The sequence below is a fragment of the Armatimonadota bacterium genome, assembly GCA_035527535.1.
Taxonomy (GTDB): Bacteria; Armatimonadota; Hebobacteria.
On the sequence record DATLAK010000054.1, the window covers coordinates 1 to 16,962 of the forward strand.

Annotated in this window: 18 protein-coding genes and 1 pseudogene; 3 read left to right on the top strand and 16 right to left on the bottom strand. The window is 68.7% G+C overall.

Features of this window, described 5'->3' with window-relative positions; genetic code table 11:
- The 12 genes and pseudogenes from VM221_03435 to ffh form a co-directional block, all read right to left on the bottom strand.
- Window positions 1-817 (bottom strand): tyrosine recombinase (locus tag VM221_03435; protein ID HUT73875.1); only part of this gene is annotated, 817 nt, incomplete at its 3' end.
- Window positions 814-1,542, bottom strand: a complete 729-nt coding sequence (locus VM221_03440; GenBank protein ID HUT73876.1) for an amidohydrolase family protein — start codon at window positions 1,540-1,542, stop codon at window positions 814-816. The genes VM221_03435 and VM221_03440, both read right to left, overlap by 4 nt.
- 95 nt (window positions 1,543-1,637) lie before the next feature.
- Window positions 1,638-2,369 (bottom strand): amidohydrolase family protein, encoded by a 732-nt coding sequence (locus VM221_03445; GenBank protein ID HUT73877.1) that lies wholly within the window; start codon window positions 2,367-2,369, stop codon window positions 1,638-1,640.
- A gap of 192 nt (window positions 2,370-2,561) precedes the next feature.
- Window positions 2,562-3,284, bottom strand: coding sequence for a ribonuclease HII (locus VM221_03450; GenBank protein HUT73878.1), 723 nt, complete (start codon window positions 3,282-3,284; stop codon window positions 2,562-2,564).
- Complete coding sequence (lepB, locus tag VM221_03455) at window positions 3,274-3,927, bottom strand: signal peptidase I (GenBank protein ID HUT73879.1); 654 nt, start codon at window positions 3,925-3,927, stop codon at window positions 3,274-3,276. Before lepB ends, VM221_03450 begins: the two co-directional genes overlap by 11 nt.
- Before the next feature lie 134 nt (window positions 3,928-4,061).
- Window positions 4,062-4,409: a 50S ribosomal protein L19 gene (rplS, locus tag VM221_03460; GenBank protein ID HUT73880.1), complete on the bottom strand. Its 348-nt coding sequence runs from the start codon at window positions 4,407-4,409 to the stop codon at window positions 4,062-4,064.
- Between the two features lies 1 nt (window position 4,410).
- On the bottom strand, window positions 4,411-5,172 hold the full coding sequence (gene trmD, locus VM221_03465) for a tRNA (guanosine(37)-N1)-methyltransferase TrmD (GenBank protein HUT73881.1): 762 nt from the start codon (window positions 5,170-5,172) through the stop codon (window positions 4,411-4,413).
- Between the two features lie 29 nt (window positions 5,173-5,201).
- A complete protein-coding gene (gene rimM / locus VM221_03470; GenBank protein ID HUT73882.1) occupies window positions 5,202-5,750 on the bottom strand; it encodes a ribosome maturation factor RimM in 549 nt (182 codons plus the stop codon).
- Window positions 5,719-6,138 carry a YlqD family protein gene (locus tag VM221_03475; GenBank protein HUT73883.1) on the bottom strand — a complete coding sequence of 140 codons (420 nt, stop codon included), beginning with the start codon at window positions 6,136-6,138 and terminating at the stop codon, window positions 5,719-5,721. The genes rimM and VM221_03475 overlap by 32 nt, the downstream gene beginning before the upstream one ends.
- A gap of 87 nt (window positions 6,139-6,225) precedes the next feature.
- Complete coding sequence (locus VM221_03480; protein HUT73884.1) at window positions 6,226-6,468, bottom strand: KH domain-containing protein; 243 nt, start codon at window positions 6,466-6,468, stop codon at window positions 6,226-6,228.
- 301 nt (window positions 6,469-6,769) lie between these two features.
- A pseudogene (gene rpsP / locus VM221_03485) lies at window positions 6,770-7,036 on the bottom strand (30S ribosomal protein S16).
- A gap of 75 nt (window positions 7,037-7,111) precedes the next feature.
- Window positions 7,112-8,449, bottom strand: coding sequence for a signal recognition particle protein (ffh, locus tag VM221_03490; GenBank protein ID HUT73885.1), 1,338 nt, complete (start codon window positions 8,447-8,449; stop codon window positions 7,112-7,114).
- A 405-nt stretch (window positions 8,450-8,854) separates the two neighbouring features.
- Between ffh and ugpC the strand changes: the two genes are divergently transcribed.
- From ugpC to VM221_03505, 3 genes are read left to right on the top strand one after another with little or no spacing between them, the layout of a single operon-like run.
- Window positions 8,855-9,961 carry a sn-glycerol-3-phosphate ABC transporter ATP-binding protein UgpC gene (gene ugpC, locus VM221_03495; GenBank protein HUT73886.1) on the top strand — a complete coding sequence of 369 codons (1,107 nt, stop codon included), beginning with the start codon at window positions 8,855-8,857 and terminating at the stop codon, window positions 9,959-9,961.
- A gap of 21 nt (window positions 9,962-9,982) precedes the next feature.
- The gene (tatC, locus tag VM221_03500) at window positions 9,983-10,747 is read left to right on the top strand and encodes a twin-arginine translocase subunit TatC (protein ID HUT73887.1); all 765 of its coding nucleotides are present in this window, start codon (window positions 9,983-9,985) and stop codon (window positions 10,745-10,747) included.
- Entirely contained in the window at window positions 10,744-13,179 is a 2,436-nt protein-coding gene (locus VM221_03505) for a hypothetical protein (GenBank protein ID HUT73888.1), read from the top strand. Before tatC ends, VM221_03505 begins: the two co-directional genes overlap by 4 nt.
- 29 nt (window positions 13,180-13,208) lie before the next feature.
- Here VM221_03505 and VM221_03510 read toward each other — a convergent pair whose 3' ends face one another.
- The 4 genes from VM221_03510 to VM221_03525 all read right to left on the bottom strand — a co-directional run.
- Window positions 13,209-14,021: a hypothetical protein gene (locus tag VM221_03510; protein ID HUT73889.1), complete on the bottom strand. Its 813-nt coding sequence runs from the start codon at window positions 14,019-14,021 to the stop codon at window positions 13,209-13,211.
- 29 nt (window positions 14,022-14,050) lie between these two features.
- On the bottom strand, window positions 14,051-15,256 hold the full coding sequence (locus tag VM221_03515) for an exo-alpha-sialidase (protein HUT73890.1): 1,206 nt from the start codon (window positions 15,254-15,256) through the stop codon (window positions 14,051-14,053).
- A complete protein-coding gene (locus VM221_03520; GenBank protein HUT73891.1) occupies window positions 15,253-16,581 on the bottom strand; it encodes a glycosyltransferase in 1,329 nt (442 codons plus the stop codon). Before VM221_03520 ends, VM221_03515 begins: the two co-directional genes overlap by 4 nt.
- Window positions 16,568-16,962: hypothetical protein (locus tag VM221_03525; GenBank protein ID HUT73892.1), on the bottom strand; the 395-nt coding region annotated here is incomplete at its 5' end. The genes VM221_03520 and VM221_03525, both read right to left, overlap by 14 nt.

Sequence of the window (16,962 nt, forward strand, 5' to 3'; positions counted from 1 at the left end):
TGGAGATGTCGGCGTGGCCGAGCATCTCCTGGATCGCGCGCAGATCCGCCCCCCGCTCCAGCAGGTGAGTGGCAAAGGAATGGCGCAGCGTGTGGGGCGACACGGGGGTGGTCACCCCGGCCCGGGCGGCGTAGCGCTTGACGATCTGCCAGCATGCTACGCGCGTCAGCTTGCCGCGCCGGCGACCCGGGAAGAGGGCGGTCGAATCGGTCTTGCGCGCACCGAGATAGGATTCGAGAGCCTGGATGGCCTTGCTCCCCAGCGGGATGATGCGCTCCTTCGAGCCCTTGCCCATGCAGCGCACGAAGCCGAGCTTGAGGTTGAGATCCCCCACCTCCAGCTCCACCAGTTCGGACGCGCGCAGGCCGCAGGCATAGAGCAGCTCGAGCAGCGCCCGGTCCCGCAGCCCGCGCGGAGTCGCGGTGTCGGGCTTGGACAGTATCGCCTCGACCTGGTCGAGCGATAGCACTGCGGGCAGCCGCGCTTCCAGGCGGTGCGATTCGAGACCGGCGGTGGGATCGGAGGCGATCGTCTTCTCCTGCGCCAGGTGGCGGTAGAAGGACCTCATGGCCGACAGCTTGCGCACTACCGTCGCCGGCGCGGCCCCGGCCCGGCGCAACCGGCCGAGATAACGCAGCAGGTGGGACTCGCCGGCCGCCCGGGGGTCGCTGACGCCGATGTCCGCCAGGAAGCCGAGATGCCCCTCGAGGTCGCGACGGTAGGCGGCGATGGTGTTGTGGGCCAGCCCGCGCTCGAGGGCGAGGTGGTCGAGGAAGGCGTCCAGCGCGTGCCGCGCCTCGGGGTGGAGTTCGGTCATAGGCCGAAGAGCCGCTGAGCATTGCCCTGGAGTATGGCGTCCTTTTGCGCGGGCGACAGCGCCGCGTCGCGCACGGCGCCGATGGAAAAAACCGGGTGAGCGAGTGGCTGGTCGGTGCCGAAGACGACGCGGTTGGGGCCCGCCTGCTCCATGGCGTAGGCGATCTTGTCGCGGTCGGCGCAGGGGCCGCCGCAGTCGAGCACGAGGTTGGTGCGCGTGCGCGCCAAGCGGGCCGCGATCTGCCAGTGCGGGCCCGCCATGTTGCCGATGATCATGCGACAGCTCGGGAACTGCGCGGCGAGGGCGTCCAGCCCCGCCAGATCCGCTTCACCGCGCACCTGCACCAGCAGCGGTTTGTCATAGCGCAGCATCGCCTTGACCAACTGCTCCGTCAGCGGCGAGTGCAGCGGCTGCATGTGGTAGGCGGCATGCATTTTCGCGCCGACACAACGGTCCTGCCGCACGTATTTCTGGATTTGCTCCAGCGACAGCTCGAGGAAGTTGGGGTTGATCACGCACCAGGCGCGCAGGTCTTCGCACTCCGCCACCGCCTCCGCCACCGCGGCGTTGCCCTCCGCCAGTTCGCCCATGATCGCCACCGAGCTGGCGACGCACGCGCGGGTGATGGCGAACCGTTTCATCTGTGCGCGCATCTCGTCCAGCGCTTGCGCCCGCACCGGCCACACCCAGTTCCCGTAGTGCGCGTGGATATCAATGATCGGCACATCGGCTCCTCACTGCGCCCGGTCACGACCGCGGGCAAGACCTTCCGCGGGAACCCGCGCGGGCAGGGCGCGCAACCGAGTGGTGCGGGTGGTGGTCATGTCTGCTCCAGCAGGCGGGCGAAGTTCGCGCCCAGCACCGCCGCCTTGTCGCTCGCGGTCAGGTCGGCAAAGCGCAAGCGCAGATATGCGCTGGAGAAGTACTGCAGCGGGGCGCCCGACCCGAACAGCAAGCGGTCGCTGCCGATCTCATCCACCACCAGCTCGATGCCGTCGCTGGAGGCGAGTATGTGCGTCTCCACGAATACGTTGGGGGTGCTCTTCATGACCATCATGGTCTCGCCCAGGTTGCGAAGGCTGACCTGCGAGAGGATGACGCGCACGCCGTACTGCTCCGCGAGCCGGCCGATGCGCGTCGGCGCGCCGGGGCTGGCGGCCTCGGCCATCACGGGGATTCCCGTCTCGCCGGCAAGGCGCAGCACTTCCGCGCAGCAGGCGTGATCAAGCGACCATCCCTGCGTCTCCGGGAACAGCGCGAAGATGCGGAAGCCCTGCTCGGCGCGCTCCGCCATCTCACCCAGGCACCCGATGCCGCCCCGTGGGTCGAACGTGGCCACGGGCAGCAACTGCGGATGCTCCTGCGCCGCCTGCCAGGTGCGGTCGTTTCCACGGCGCGAGTCCACGAAAACACCTACTGTGGATAACGTCGCCGCGCGGGTGACCTTGTGCTTGTCCAATATGCCGCACAAGGTCTCCAGGGACACGTCCACCGGGCGACTCGTCCAGAAGCCGAAAACGGTGTTTATATCCCTAATCGCCGCTTCAGACATACCGATCTCCGGACCGCCGCAGCTCTGTGTATTCGGGGGCTCGCGGCGGCGTTCGGCAATCCTACAGTGTGTGTGCACCCGCTGCCGAGGTCACACAGCTCTTGTCGCTTCTCCACAACTGTTCACAACCCTGTGAACTTGTGACAATCGCCGGCGGAGGCTGACCCGGCGGCACCAGGCTTCCCCAGCCGACTAGCCCGCCATCCATTCCCGCACCGGGCCGAAGGATCGCCGGTGCACCGGACACGGCCCCAGCCGTGCGAGCGCCTCGCGGTGCTCACGCGTGGCGTAGCCCTTGTGGCGGGCGAACGCATATCCCGGGTAGAGGCGATCGAGGCGCTCCATGATGCGGTCGCGGGTAACCTTGGCGACGACCGAGGCCGCCGCGATGGACATGCTGGAGGCGTCGCCGTCAATGATGGGCCGCTGGAAAAAGGCGAGGCCGGGGATCGCGAACCCGTCAACCAGCGCGCAGTCGGGCGCCGCCTCGAGTTGGTCCAGCGCCGCGCGCATGGCCTTGAGCCCGGCCTGATGGATGTTGATGCGGTCGAGTTCGTCCACGTCCACCACGGCGACTCCCACGGCGAGAGCGCGCTGGACGATCAGCGCGTGGAACTGCGGGCGTTTGTCAGCGGCGAGTCGCTTGCACTCCCACAGGCCTGGCGCCCGGAAATCCGGCGGCAAAATCACCGCCGCCGCCACCACCGGCCCCGCCAGGGGGCCCACTCCAGATTCATCCACGCCGGCGATGAACCGATGCCCGGCGCTCCACAGCTCGCGCTCGTAGCGCCACAGCGCCGCCAGGCGCGCATTCTCGGCGCGGGTGCGCGCCGCCTTGCGCGCGGCCCGGGAGCGCCTGCGCGCGGCGGATTGCGCGCCGTCCCGGACCGCACTCTCGGCCGTGTCAGCGGGCAAGCCGGGTCCTCCCCGGCGGCCAGAAGATCACCATCGCCTTGCCCAGAACGTTCTGCGCGGGAAGGTCGCCCCAGCGGTGGCTGTCATTGCTGTCGTTGCGGTTGTCGCCCATGACGAGGTAGTGCCCGAGCGGCACCTTGTGCGGCGGCAGACGCCGCCCCTCTTTATCTACTGGGAAGTCATAATCCGCCATGTGCAGCGCATCAATGTAAGGCTCGTCCAGCTTGACGCCGTTGACATACACTCCATCGTAGCTGCGCACCTCGACCGTATCGCCGGGCAGGCCGATCAAGCGCTTGATGAAGTCCTTCTGCACGCCGTCGCCCACCGCCTCGCGCGGGGCCTCGAAGACGATGATGTCCTGGCGGCGCGGCGCGGTCAGGTGAAGGATGAACTTGTTGACCAGCACGCGGTCATTGGGGCGCAGCGTCGGCAGCATGGACTCGGAGGGGATGTAGAACGCCGCCACCACGAACGGCTTGACGAGGAAGAACACCAGCGCGAAGGCGATCAGCAGCGAGTCCGCCAGCTCCAGCATGAGTGCGCGGGAGGGGGCGTCCTTCCACACCGTGTACATCACGCGCAACAGTCCCACTGCGGCGACGATGGCGACGATCTGCCATGGGGAATCCAGGTTCAGCATGCCGCTTCACTCCCCTATGCTCGTGACCCGCGCGCAGCCATGCCTGCTCCACCGTTGCGCACGGCGCTGGACCGAGCCGCCCCGCCCCAGCTCGCGCGCAACCGGCGTCGGGGGCGCAGGCGGGGTCATCCAGGTCAGCGGGCCTCCTTGATACGACCGGCGCGGCCGATCTTCCGGCGCAGGTAGTAGAGTCGGGCCCGGCGCACCTTGCCGCGCCGCAGCACCTCGATGCGCTCCACCCGCGGCGAGTGCACGGGGAAGGTGCGCTCCACCCCCACGCCATGGGCGACACGGCGCACGGTGAAACGCTCGTTGATTCCCGCGTTGCCGCGGCGGATGACCGTGCCCTCGAATGCCTGTGTGCGCTCGCGACCGCCCTCGGTGATGCGCAGATGCACGCGCACGGTATCGCCGGGGCCGAACTCGGGCACGTCGGCCTTGAGTTGCTCCTTCTCCAGTTCCGCGATTATCGGATGGCCCATCTCAGGTCTCCTCGGACGGCGCTCCCAGGTGCCACTCGCCCTCGATCATCTCCAGCAATTCGCGATCCTCTGCGCTCAGCTCGGCGCTCTCCAGCAGATCGGGCCGGCGCGCATGAGTTCGGCGCAGGCTCATTTCGCGACGCCAGCGGCGGATCGCTTCGTGGTTGCCCGACAGCAGAACCTCGGGCACCTTCCAGCCGCGGAATCCCGCGGGACGCGTGTAATGCGGATGCTCCAGCAGTCCGCCAGCAAATGAATCGCTCGCCGCTCCATGCTCCGCCCCCAGCGCCCCGGGCAGCATGCGCACGACGGCGTCCATGACCACCATCGCCGGCAGCTCACCCCCGGTGACAACGTAGTCGCCGATGGATATCTCCTCGTCCACCAGGTGCTCGCGCACGCGCTCGTCCACGCCTTCGTAGTGGCCGCAGACGATGATCAGGTGCTCGTAGGCGACGAGCGCGGCGACCGCGGCCTGATCCAGCCGCCGCCCCTGCGGCGACATCAGCACCACGCGCTCGCGGCACTCGCCCGCGCAGCGCGCGGCGGCGACGGCGGCGAAAACCGGCTCCGGCTTCATCACCATGCCGCCCCCGCCGCCGTAGGGGTAGTCGTCAACGATGTGCTGGCGCTCCGTGCTGTAGTCGCGGATATTGAGCAAGCGGATCTCGACCAGGCGCCGCTCACGCGCGCGCCCAACGATGCTGTCGTCGAGCGGGCCCGCGAACATCCCCGGAAACAGCGTCAGCACGTCAATCCGCATCGCCGTCGTCGGCCCGCCGCCGCCCGCGTTCATATCTCCTCCGGCAGCTCCACCACCATCGCCCCCGCCGCGAGATCTATCCGGCGCACCACCTCGCGCGTCGCCGGCACCATCCCGCGGTCGGTCACGTAAACATCGTTGGCGCCGGTGCGTATCACCTCCCGCACCGCGCCCAGCCGCTCGCCGCTGGTGGTCACCACCTCCAGCCCCACAATGTCATCCACAAAGTAGTGGCCCGACGGCAGCTCAACCGCCTCCGCGCGCGGGATCAGCACATAGGCGCCGCGCAGATCCTCGACCGCAGCGCGGTCATCGCAGCCCTTGAACTTCAGCACCACGCGCCCGCGCGCCCCGGGTGACCCCCCCTCGACCACCGCCCGACGCCGGCGGCCATCGCTCAGCTCCAGGCACACCTCGCCCAGCCGCGCGAATCGCTCCGGGTAGTCGGTCAGCGGCTCCACTCGCACTTGACCGCGCACGCCGTGCGGCGCGCCGATCCGCCCCACCGCCAGGTCGCAGCGCGCGCCCGCGTGCGCGCGCTGCGCATCATCCCCCGGGCTCGCGAATTTCGACGACAACGCCGTCCTTGACCACGATCTCGGTCCTGCCGAGCTTGTCGTAGAGATGGTCACCCTCTTTGATCTCGACGATGCCCTCGAGCGTGCCGCGGGAGAACTCGGAGCCGAGCGCCAGCTCGCGCACCTCCTTGATCCGCTCCAGCAACTCTTCCTTGGCGGACTGGTGGCGGCCCTTCTCGGCCTCGATCTGCTGGCGCACCTGCATCGCCTGAGTGAGGTCGGTGCGCTGCAGATCGGCCAAGATGCGCCGCGCCTGGAAATCAATCTGGTCCAGGCGCTGCTGGGTGGTGTCGGCTGCGCCTTGCAGCTCGGCCTCCATCTCCTGCTTGAACTGCTCGGTCACGATGACGTGCAGCAGGATCGGGCGCGTGATCGTCAGGCTCGCCATCAATTGCCTCCCGACGCCAACAGCGTTGGCGCCCAGCCCGGGAATCGGGCTCCCACGCGGTCTCGGTCGTGAACGGAGCGAAGGCGCTCAGTCCTCCGCGTGCTTATTGATATCCACCCAGATGTTCTTGTTCTGCCGCGCGCCCGCGGCCTTGACCACGGCGCGCAGCGAATTGGCTATGCGACCGCCCTTGCCGATGACGCGGCCCATGTCATCGTCCGCGACGCGCACCTCGAAGATGACGCTGCGCTCCCCTTCCACCTGCGTCACCACCACGCGGTCGGGCTCATCCACCAGCGCCCTGACGATCATCTCGATCAGCTCTTTCACCGTCACCACCTCCACCATCCGGACCTGGCTGTGCCGCGATAGGCGCTATCGGCAACGCGGGGCATGGGGCACTCACGGAGCCCGCGCCGGGGACGTGGCAGTATGTGTCAGGCTATGCTTGCGTCTGATCGGTCTCGGGTTCGGCGGCGCCGGCGGACTCCCCGGTCGTGGCGGCGCCGGCATCTGCGGGCGGTTCCGCTGCCGGCTCGGGGGCTGTTGCCGCCGCCTGCGGCGCGGGCGCGGCGGCCTCCGGGGTGGTCGCCGCAGGCTCGTGCCTGGCCGCCATCTCCGGCGGCACCGGCTTGCCCTGGGATTCGTAGAACTTGCTCATGATCCCCCGCTGCACCAGCAGGTCGCCCACCGTTTCCGTCGGCTGCGCGCCCCGCCCGAGCCACTTGAGGGCGAGCTCCGCGTCGATCTCGAACTCGTGGGGCTGGCGCGTGGGGTTGTAGTAACCTATGACCTCGATGAAGCGTCCATCACGCGGAAATCGCGAGTCCGCCACCACCACGCGGTAGCGAGGCTGGTTCCTGGCTCCGGTTCTGCGCAGGCGAATCTTAACGGCCATGGGTTGCTACCTCTCTCGCGATCAGTTGACTAATGGGCGCTGCGCGCTCTCTGATTCGTCGTTCGCAGCCCGCGGCTACGAGCCCGGAAAGGCTATCCGCGGCAGCTTGCCGCGCCTCTCCATTTCGGCGAAACGATGGTACGTATCCTTGAGCTGGCGGAACTGGTTGAGAAGCTGGTTGACCGCCTGCGGGGAGGTGCCGCTGCCCTGGGCGATGCGCCGCCGCCTGCCTCCCTTGACCAGCTCCGGATGCGCCCGCTCGTAGGGGGTCATGGACTGAATAATCGCCTTGAGCTGCTTGATGCGCGACGGGTCAATCTCCACCTCCCGCGGCAGCCGCAGCTGGCGAAAGCCTGGGATCAGCTCGAGCAACTGGTCGAGCGGGCCCATCTTCGACATCTGGTCGAGCTGATCCCGGAAATCGTTGAGGTCGAAGCTGCGGGTGCGCAGCTTACGCTCCAGGGTCGCCGCCTGCTTCTCGTCCAGCGCCGACTCGGCGCGCTCGATCAGGGTCAAGACGTCGCCCATGCCCAGGATGCGTGATACCATGCGGTCGGGGCGGAACGGCTCTAGCGCGTCGAGCTTCTCCCCCATGCCGGCGAGCTTGACCGGCTTGCCGGTGACCGCCCGAATTGATACCGCGGCGCCGCCGCGCGCGTCGCCGTCGAGCTTGGTCAGAATGAAGCCGCTGAGGTCGAGCGCCGCATCGAACTGCTCCGCCACGCGCACCGCGTCCTGGCCGGTCATCGCATCCAGCACCAACAGCACCTCCTGCGGCGCGACCTCCTGACGCATGCGCTGCAGCTCGCCCATGAGCGCCTCGTCCACGTGCAGCCGCCCCTGGGTATCGAGGATCACCGGGTCCAGCCCCCCCCGCCGGGCGTGCGCCACCGCTGCCCGCGCGATGACGATGGGGTCCTCGCGGGCGCCGAGGTCGAAGACGGGCACCCCCACTTGCTCGCCGACAATGCGCAGTTGCTCGATCGCCGCCGGCCGGCGGACGTCGGTGGCAACCAGCAGCGGATTGCGACCGGCCTTCTTCTCCAGGCGCGCCAGTTTGCCCGAGGTCGTGGTCTTGCCGCCGCCCTGGAGGCCCACCAGCATGTACACCGTCGGCGGCTGGGGGCTGCGTGCCAGCGCCACTTCGCCGCCGCCCAGCAGGTCGGTCAGCTCTTCCTTGACAACCTTTATCACCTGCTGCCCCGGGGTCAGGCTGCTCATCACCTCTTGGCCCGCCGCGCGCTGACGCACGCGCTCCACGAAGCCCTTGACGACCTTGAAGTTGACGTCGGCCTCGAGCAGCGCCAGGCGAATCTCCCGGCAGGCGGCGACGACATCCTCCTCGGATAGGCGCCCCTTGCGGGTCAGTCGCTCGAAGACCGCTTGCAGTTTGTCGGTGAGGCTATCGAACATGGGAGGGCGGGGCTCCGCCGGAACACAAAAAACCTGCGCCAAATGCCGGTGCCTGCGCTCGCCTCGTGCATCCACGCTTCGCAGCCGAAGCCACTTCGGCGGACGAGGCTCGGAGCGGAAAACGTCGCCACTCCGCAGAGTAGCGGTGGTGCGGTATGCCTTCGCCTGAACACCCGTCCGGGATAGGGGCGATCGCCGCCTCCAGCTTGGCGCTCCCGGCAGTATAGCAGAGCGCATCGAGGATTGTCAAACGAGACCACCGCGGGGGGCCCACCGCGGAGTCGCGCCCCCGACGGTTGCTGCGGGCTACCGGCGTCTGCTATAATCGCCGCGGTCGCGCGCGGGCCGGTGCGTGCGATGAGCGGGGATGCGCTTGGGCCAGCCCAAGGGGAGAACTCGCCACTGATGGCGGCAGTCAGGCTGCACAATCTTACCAAGCGCTTCGGCCAGGTCGTCGCCGTCGCGAACCTCACCCTGGAGATCAGCGACCGGGAGTTCCTAGTGCTGGTCGGGCCCTCGGGCTGCGGCAAGACGACCGCGCTGCGAATGCTCGCGGGCCTGGAGCAGGCGACCGCGGGCGAGATCTATATCGGCGAGCGGCTGGTCAACGACATCTCGCCCAAGGACCGCGACATCGCCATGGTCTTCCAGAACTACGCCCTCTACCCCCACATGACGGTTTACGACAACATGGCCTTCGGCCTCAAGCTGCGGCGCTTGTCGCGGACCGAGATCGCACGCCGCGTGCGCGAGTCGGCGCAGATGTTGGGCCTCAGCGACCTGCTGAGGCGCCGCCCCAAGGAGCTCTCGGGCGGCCAGCGCCAGCGCGTGGCGCTGGGGCGTGCGATCGTGCGCGAGCCCAAGGTTTTCCTCATGGACGAGCCGCTCTCCAACCTGGACGCCAAGCTGCGCGTCCAGACGCGAGCCGAACTGAGCAAGCTCCATCGCCGCCTCGGCATCACCACCGTCTACGTTACTCACGACCAGGTCGAGGCGATGACCATGGGCGACCGCATCGCCGTGCTCAAGGACGGGGTGCTGCAGCAGGTGGACACCCCGATGCAGGTCTATCACCATCCTGCCAATCTATTCGTGGCGGGCTTCATCGGCAGTCCGGCGATGAACTTCATCGCCGCCGTGATCGTCGCGCAGGACGGCGGGTGCGTCATAGATGCAGGGGATTTTCGGCTGCGTCTGCCCGCCGCCCATGTGGGGTGTGTGCGCGAGCACGTGGGGCACCAGGTCATCCTTGGCGTGCGGCCGGAAGACATCTATGACCGCTCTCTGCCGGGGCCGGTGACCGCGACCGTCGGCAACTCGGTGCGGACGACGGTGGACGTGATCGAGCCCATGGGCGCGATCGTTTACGCCTATCTCACCAGCGGCCGCCACCGCCTGGTCGCGGCGCTCGACGGCGATAGCGCCGCCCGCGATGGCCAGCACCTCGACGTCGTGTTCGACATGGACAAGGCGCATGTCTTCGATGCCGAGACCGAGCAGGCGCTGATCTAGCGGCGGCGGAACCCGCAAGCGATGGTCAAGGAAGACGAACCGATCGAGTTGGTGACGCACCTGGAGGAGCTGCGCGCGCGCATCATCCGCAGCCTCATCTACGTCGTCGCCGGCGTTGCCGCCGGCTGGGTGCTCTATCCGGGCATCTACGCGGTGCTGATGGCGCCGCTGGCCGACCCCATTCGCGCGGCCGGCGGGCGCCTGCGCATCGGCATGTTGACCGAGGGCTTCATGCTCCGGTTTCAGATCAGCGCCATCGCCGGCGTCGTCATTGCCCTGCCCGGCATCCTGTTCGAGCTGTGGGGCTTCGTGGCGCCGGGCATGACCCGCGACGAGCGCCGCGCGGCGGCGCCGCTGCTCCCCGCCGCCAGCGCCCTGTTCGCCGTCGGCGTGGCGCTGGGCTACGTCATCATCCCCCGCTTCGTCAGCTTCATGCTGTCCTCGGCGTTCGTGCCCGCGGGGGTGGAGAAGTTCTTCGATTTGCAGCGGCAGGTGGGGTTCCTGGCGAAGTTGCTGTTCGCCTTCGGCCTGTGTTTTCAGTTGCCTATCGTTCTCATATTCCTCATCAAGGCCGGCATCGTGTCTCCCGAGTTCCTGGCTGCGCGGCGCCGGGAGGCGGTGATCGCGATCTTGATCATCGCCGCGGTGGTCACCCCCACCTTCGACGTTCTCACTCTGGCCATACTCGCCGTGCCGATGCTGGTCCTCTACGAGGGTACCATCTGGTACGCGCGCATCACTGACCGCCGGGCGCGCGCGAGCTCAGGCCCGACAACCGACCGATGATGCTCAGAGCACTCCCTAGCCGCTGTCGCCGCTGGGCGCCGTTGGCCGCGTGGCTGCTGTTGGCCGCCACCGTCGCCGGGGCGCAGGCGCGTGCCGATGATAGAGCTCTCCGGCGCGCCGTTTGGCGCGCCCGCAACCAGATCGTGGTTGACGGCGAACCGACTCCGCTGTTGTGGGCAGTGGGCGTGTCCGACCCGGCGGAGCTGGACGCGTACTCACAGCTCGGCTTCAACACCGTCGAGGTCGTTATCGGCGCGCCCACCGATGACGGGTGGAAGGTGGCGGAGGGCCTGGCGCAGGCCGCGGCGGCGCGGGGGCTCCACGTCTTGGCCACGATCCCCCCCGCGCCGGAGGCGTTGAACCCCGCGGCGGCCAACCCCTGGGACGACGCCTACCGCGCGGCGGTGCGCGAATATCTGAAGCCTGTCGTCGAGCGCGGATTGGGCTTGCCCGGTCTCGTCGGGTGGGTGGTGGAAGGCGTAGGGGCGGATACCCTCGACTTCAACGAGGAGCTTTTTCGCGACTACCTGGTGCGTCGCTACGGCACCCGGCAAGGGATTGCGGCCGCGTGGGGAGTGCCCATCAGCGAAGCGGACGCTCTGACCGAGAGCTTCGTTGGCGCCGTGGACTCGCACAAACCGCTGGGCCTGGGGCAAGCTTCCGTTGACCTGGCGCGCTATCGCAGCGACCTCTACCGCGGCCTCCTCAACGTCTGGGCGCAGGAGATCCGGGCCCGTGACCGCCACCATGTCGTGTTGGCGGGTCGCCAGCATAGCTACCGGGCCGCCATCAGCGTGCCCGACGGCTACGATGGCATGCTGCTGGGCCTCTACCCGGGGGTCGCGGAGGACGACGTGACCACGCATAATGTCCACGGGGTGGACCTCGCGCGCCGGGGCAATCAATTCGCGGCGCTGCCGGTGCTCAAGGTCACGGCGGCGCGCTCGGGTGCCGAGCTGGCGAGTTGGATTGAGCTGGCGGTGCTCCACGGCGCGGCGGGGATCGGCTTCGCGGACTGGAAGGACTTGCGCGACAACGAGGCGCTGCGCAGTGATGCCCGGGCCGCTCTGGCGGGGATACGCGAAGCCCGGCTGTGCCCGCGTGTGCCTACGCCGACGGCAGCAGTGCTATACGAGCCGTTCGCCGCTGGAGGATTCGCCTCAGGCAGGCCCCTGTACGGATGGCTGACCGGGGCCTCGATCAGCGAGCCGGGGAGACTGCTGCGGGTGCTGGCCCGCGGCACTGGCTTCGGCCAGGTTGACTATCTGGCGGAGTCGGGGGTGGCGGGCGCGGCCCTCGACCGCTACCAGGTCATTATCGCGCCGCTGGCGGTGTCGCTGACTGGCGCCGAGCAGGCGGCGCTCGCGCGCTACGTCGCCAGCGGGGGCACGCTGATAGCGGACCTGGGCGCGGGATTCGCCCAATCGCACAGCCTCGAGGTGCTGCCCCCGGATTTGGCCGAGCTTTTCGGCGTGGCCCCGGCCGCGCAGGGTACGGAAGCGCCGGGGAGCCCCCCTGTCCCGAGCGGAGCAGGAGGGATAGCCCGCATGCTGCAGGCTGCCGCCCTCACCATGCCTCATCCTCGCTTCCCGTCGCTGACGAGCGAGATGGCTGCGGGCGGTTCGGGGCAGGGCTCTTTCGATCTGCCGATCTACTCCGTGACCCTCTCCGGCGGCGCAGCCCCGGTGCTGTGCCAGTGGGCGAGCGCAACGGCGTTTGCGGGCATAATCGGGCGGCAGGCGGGCCGGGGATGGGCGCTGTACGCCACCACGCGGTTGTGGCAGAACTGGCTTCCCGGTGACGCGGTGTTTGATGCTTTCCACAGCGATCTGCTGGGTCTGGACAGCCCGATCGCGGTGAAGCGCCCGCCCGGGCTGATCCCGCAAGACGCGGTCGGCCTCTACCAGGACGGCAGCGTGATGGTGCTGAAACGCTCGTCGGCTCCGACCGAGGTGCTGCTGCGCAATCCCGAGGGGCGGGTGTACCGGATCCGGGGCGGGATGCAGGAGATACGGCCGGCGGGCGCGTCTCCGAACTCGCTGTTGATATTCGGCCACGCCGGGCTGCAGGCGGCCGATCCGCTGCCGATCGAGATCTCGACCGAGGCCCTGCGGGTGACGGTGGCGGTGGCGGCCTACGCCGATGGAGCGGTGTCCTTGGCGCTCTACGGACCAGCCTCGCGCCTGGCGCCGCGGCCGGGGTCGGAGCTGGCGGTGGCGGCGGGAGGCGAGGCGACGGCGCATGTGCGCATCTCCAGCGGCGATTACCGGGTGCGCCGGGGCAGCCGCCACGAGATCGCGATCCGCGGCCTGCTGGGCCGGGGCCTGCAGGTGCGCACGATGACGGCGGGAGAGGACGGCGTCTTGGCGTTCGACGCTCCCGCCAACACCGTGGTCACGGTGACGCCGGTCGCTGGGGGCAACGGCGGGTAGGGGCGCAGCGTGCGTTGTGCCTACGACCTTCAGATCGCCCGCTCGCCGACCCGTGACAGCCAGTCGTAGAAGCAGTGGTTGGCCTCCCAATCGAGATCCATCATGCAGGTGCCGAGCATGACCAGGCCGGCGATGCGCTCCTGCGCCAGCAGGCGTTCGGCCATCTCCAGGTGGCGCTGCATGAGCTCCCGCGGGATGGGTTTCTGATCGCCGAAATCGAAGAGGTACAGCGTAAACAGCACCGGCTTGCCGCCGCTGAGGGCCGCCAGGCGCTCCAGATCCGCGGGCACATCGTCAATCCGCGCGGCGTGCCACAACGGCACCACGTACTGGGCGAAGAAGGGAAGGGTCGGCGGCAGCTCCGCGCGCCCCAGGGACAAGGTATAGACGCTCGCCAGCAGCGGGAGTTGGGGGGGATGCAGGGCGTTGGCGAATTGGAAGCGCGCGAGGTGCGCGGGCCCAATCCCGGCGTCCAGGCTGCCGGTGCTGAAGTCGTCCACCAGGAAACCCTCGATACGTCGGTCGGCGGCGGCAAGCTCCTTGGCCGCCATCAGGCGTTCCCGGCAGGCCTCCACCGCCGGCACCTGGAGATCACTGGCCGGTTGGTGCAGACTCCACTTGCAGATGATGCGCGTGGCCGAGGGCATAGCTTGCAGCGACTCGCGGCTGATGGGCAGATGACCGGCGATGATGACGTTGGTGATGCCGGTGCGCTGAATCGCGTTCTCGACAGTCATGGTCGAGGGCGGGAGGCAGAGGCTGTCATAGTTGGCGGTCTCCTGCAGGGCGTTGACCTTCATCCCCCACAGCCAGCAGCGGTCGCGAATGGTTGCTGTGCTCATTCTACGATGGTCCTCCATGCCAGGGCGGGCTATTCGATGCCGCCGGTGTCCAGGCGCACGACCTCGATGTCCTCCTTGTTGACCGAGTATATGATGTACAGATAGTCGCCATCAGCCAGGCAGTTCGGGTAGTGGTAGCCGTCCTCCTTGTGGCGCCCGTTGACGCGGCGGGTGGTGTCGCCCGCGACCAGGGTGTATTGGCGGTCGAACGTGATGCCGTCGTCGCTGAGGGCGATCAACAGGTGGCGGCGCTCGAGGAAGATGCCGTAGTTATTGCCGACGATATAGCAGCGCCCGTCGGGGAGTCGCCCCGCGAAGGCGCGGGAGTAGGTGTTGGGGAAATCGGTGCGCACGAGGTCGCTCCAGGTTTCGCCTTCGTCATCGCTCCAGGTCAGGGCGAGGCGGCAGTCCTGGGTGGATTCGCGCTGGTACATCCAGATGCGACCGTCATCGGTCTGGTACCACGTGCCCTGTTCGGGGCGCAAGCCCTCAGCCGAGAGGGGCACGTCCACCACCCGCGGCCGCGCCGTCGGAGAGGTCGAGGCGTCCCAGATCAGGACCATCGCGTGGTGGTCGCGGACATCGAAACCACAGCACAGCAGCTTGCCGCCGCGCGTCCGCCGCGGCCCTTCGTAGAGGTCAATGTGTTCGCACACGCGCTCGTGGTGGGTCCAGTACTCGAGGTCGCGGGTCTCGTAAACGTCCAGGTGGATGCGCGGCTCGCTGAGCGAGAACATGCCCGGCGGCGCCGCCTCGCGCCTCGGGTCCTCCGCCACGCCGACGTAGCAGTAGAACTGACCATCCGCCGCATGGAGACCGGCGTTGTGCCGCACCAGCCCCGACTCCACCGGCGTCGGCGCGATGACGAACGGTTCGCTCCAGCGCAGGCCGTCCGTGGACCACGCGCCGTGCACCTCCTGCCCGACGTAGTCCTCGTGGGCGAAGCCGTTCGACCACGCCGCGACATAGCGCTCCCCGAGCTTGGCGATGGCCTGGTGGTGACTGTAGGCAAAGGTGTCGGCGTTGCCGCGGTAGACGGTCGCGCGGTCCACCGGCGCCGGCGGGAACTGCCCCCATCCCTCCGGCAGCACCGGGTGCCAGTCGGTCACCACCGGGTAGCCGGCGCTGATGGCCGATAGGCGCATGCGAAACTGGTCCAACTCGGAGGCCAGTTGCGGGGCAAGCAGATTCAGGACGCGGTGAGTGTGCGCAGGCGGGGTCGGGTGCTCGGTCATGGTCTCTCCTCGGTGATAGTGCTGATGGCGGCCTCGTAGATGGATGTGATTTCCCGCGCGTACTCGGGCATGGACTTGGGGCGCCGTACGTTCGCCCGCAGCCGCGCCAGGAGTTGCGCGTCCCCTGCCACCGCCCGTATCTTTTCCGCCAGGTCGCGGGCGTCGCCGGCGCGGAACAGCAGGCCGTCTGTCTCATCCTCGACCACTTCGGGCAGGCCGCCGAGGTCGGAGGCGATAACCGGCGCTCCGCCAACCTGCGCCTCGAGCGCCGCCAGCGGCGCGTTCTCTTTGCAGATCGAGGGCACCACCGCCACGTCCACGCGGCTGTAGATCTCCGGCAGGTGGTCGGGCTCATACCGGCCATGCATGGTCGCGCCGATCCGGGCGGCGCGGGCGGACACCTGGCGCTGAAAGGACGCGTCCGGGATCTCGCCGTATATCGCAAGCTCAGCCCCGCGCGGACCCACCTCTGCAAAGGCGTCAAGCAGCGTCTGGATGCCCTTGTGCGGAGTGACGGCGCCGATGTAGGCGAAGCGCACGCGCACGGACGGCTTGCGTCTCACCTGACGACCCCAGGCGGTGTCCACGCCGTGAGCAAGCACGGTGAGCTGTGGCTCCAGTTCCGGCCACACCGAGGCGATCTCGCGCTTGAGCGCCGCGGACGGGCAGATGACCGCCGACGCGCGCCGCAGTTCGCCGCGCAGGAGTTCGAGGCGGGCGCGGAACACGCCTTGCGCGCGGGCATGAACCCAACGCTTGGTTAGCCTGCCAAGGCCGAGACGCGAGCCGGCGATGCGTCCCACGCGGTGTGCCTTCGATTCACCGGCGAACACCGCCCCCGGAGGCGGCAGGCAGTCCGCGCAGGCATGGCCACCCTCGGGGCCGGGGCACGGGACTTCCCCCCGCCGCAGCAGGTCAGTGCGTGCGCAAATGGGATAGTGGTCGTGCAGGGTCGCGACCACCGGCATCCGCTGCCGCGCCAACAGCTCCACCAGGGAGTTGGATAGGTGAATCCAGTGGTGAAGGTGGACCAGTCCAGGTCGGAAGTCCTCGACCGCCTCCAGGGCCGCGCTCTCGAAAGCGGGATCGCTGCGGGCCACCAACTCGTCCACCGAGCCCATCAGCGGCCCGCGCGGCGCCCGCAGCACAGGGTCTTCCCATTCCGGCTCGGGTCCCCGGGCATCGCGGCTCAGGACGCGCATGGCATACCGGCCCGACAGTGCCTCCACCAGCCCGCGTACATGCAGCTCCGTGCCGCCGATCGAGTTCGGGGGGTACCCCGGGGTCACCAACAGCACCGACCGCCGCGTTTCAGTCGCCGCCATGTGCTCCTCGCCCGCTGCCCGCGACGCCGCGCAGGGCGTCCGCTCCCAGCACCACCGCGACCAGCGCCAGCGATGCCAGCCACAGCAACAGCGCGCCCGCCGTCACCAATGGCGCCAGCGCGACGTCCATCAGGAAGCAGCCCCACCCGAAGCGGCGCGCCAGCTCAGGCGTTACCAGGCGCCGCTCGGCCGCAGGTGCAACCAGAGCCAGCGCGTGCGCCGGCCAGGCCCGCGGCGACGAACGCGCCGGATGGCGGGCGAATATGAGCGCCTGGTCGAAGCGCCGCCGCCGCAGTGACCACGCCAATCGCCACCAGCCGTCAGGGCCGCCGACCACCATCACGCGTTCCCCACCCAGCATGGCCTCGATCTCCGGTTTGC

Coding starts and splice junctions, on each gene's coding strand:
- VM221_03510 (HUT73889.1), bottom strand. CDS start 14,021: ATGAGCACAGCAACCATTCGCGACCGCTGCTGGCTGTGGGGGATGAAG.
- trmD (HUT73881.1), bottom strand. CDS start 5,172: ATGCGGATTGACGTGCTGACGCTGTTTCCGGGGATGTTCGCGGGCCCG.
- tatC (HUT73887.1), top strand. CDS start 9,983: ATGGTCAAGGAAGACGAACCGATCGAGTTGGTGACGCACCTGGAGGAG.
- VM221_03445 (HUT73877.1), bottom strand. CDS start 2,369: ATGTCTGAAGCGGCGATTAGGGATATAAACACCGTTTTCGGCTTCTGG.
- VM221_03515 (HUT73890.1), bottom strand. CDS start 15,256: ATGACCGAGCACCCGACCCCGCCTGCGCACACTCACCGCGTCCTGAAT.
- ugpC (HUT73886.1), top strand. CDS start 8,855: ATGGCGGCAGTCAGGCTGCACAATCTTACCAAGCGCTTCGGCCAGGTC.
- VM221_03505 (HUT73888.1), top strand. CDS start 10,744: ATGATGCTCAGAGCACTCCCTAGCCGCTGTCGCCGCTGGGCGCCGTTG.
- rplS (HUT73880.1), bottom strand. CDS start 4,409: ATGGGCCATCCGATAATCGCGGAACTGGAGAAGGAGCAACTCAAGGCC.
- VM221_03520 (HUT73891.1), bottom strand. CDS start 16,581: ATGGCGGCGACTGAAACGCGGCGGTCGGTGCTGTTGGTGACCCCGGGG.
- lepB (HUT73879.1), bottom strand. CDS start 3,927: ATGCTGAACCTGGATTCCCCATGGCAGATCGTCGCCATCGTCGCCGCA.
- ffh (HUT73885.1), bottom strand. CDS start 8,449: ATGTTCGATAGCCTCACCGACAAACTGCAAGCGGTCTTCGAGCGACTG.
- VM221_03475 (HUT73883.1), bottom strand. CDS start 6,138: ATGGCGAGCCTGACGATCACGCGCCCGATCCTGCTGCACGTCATCGTG.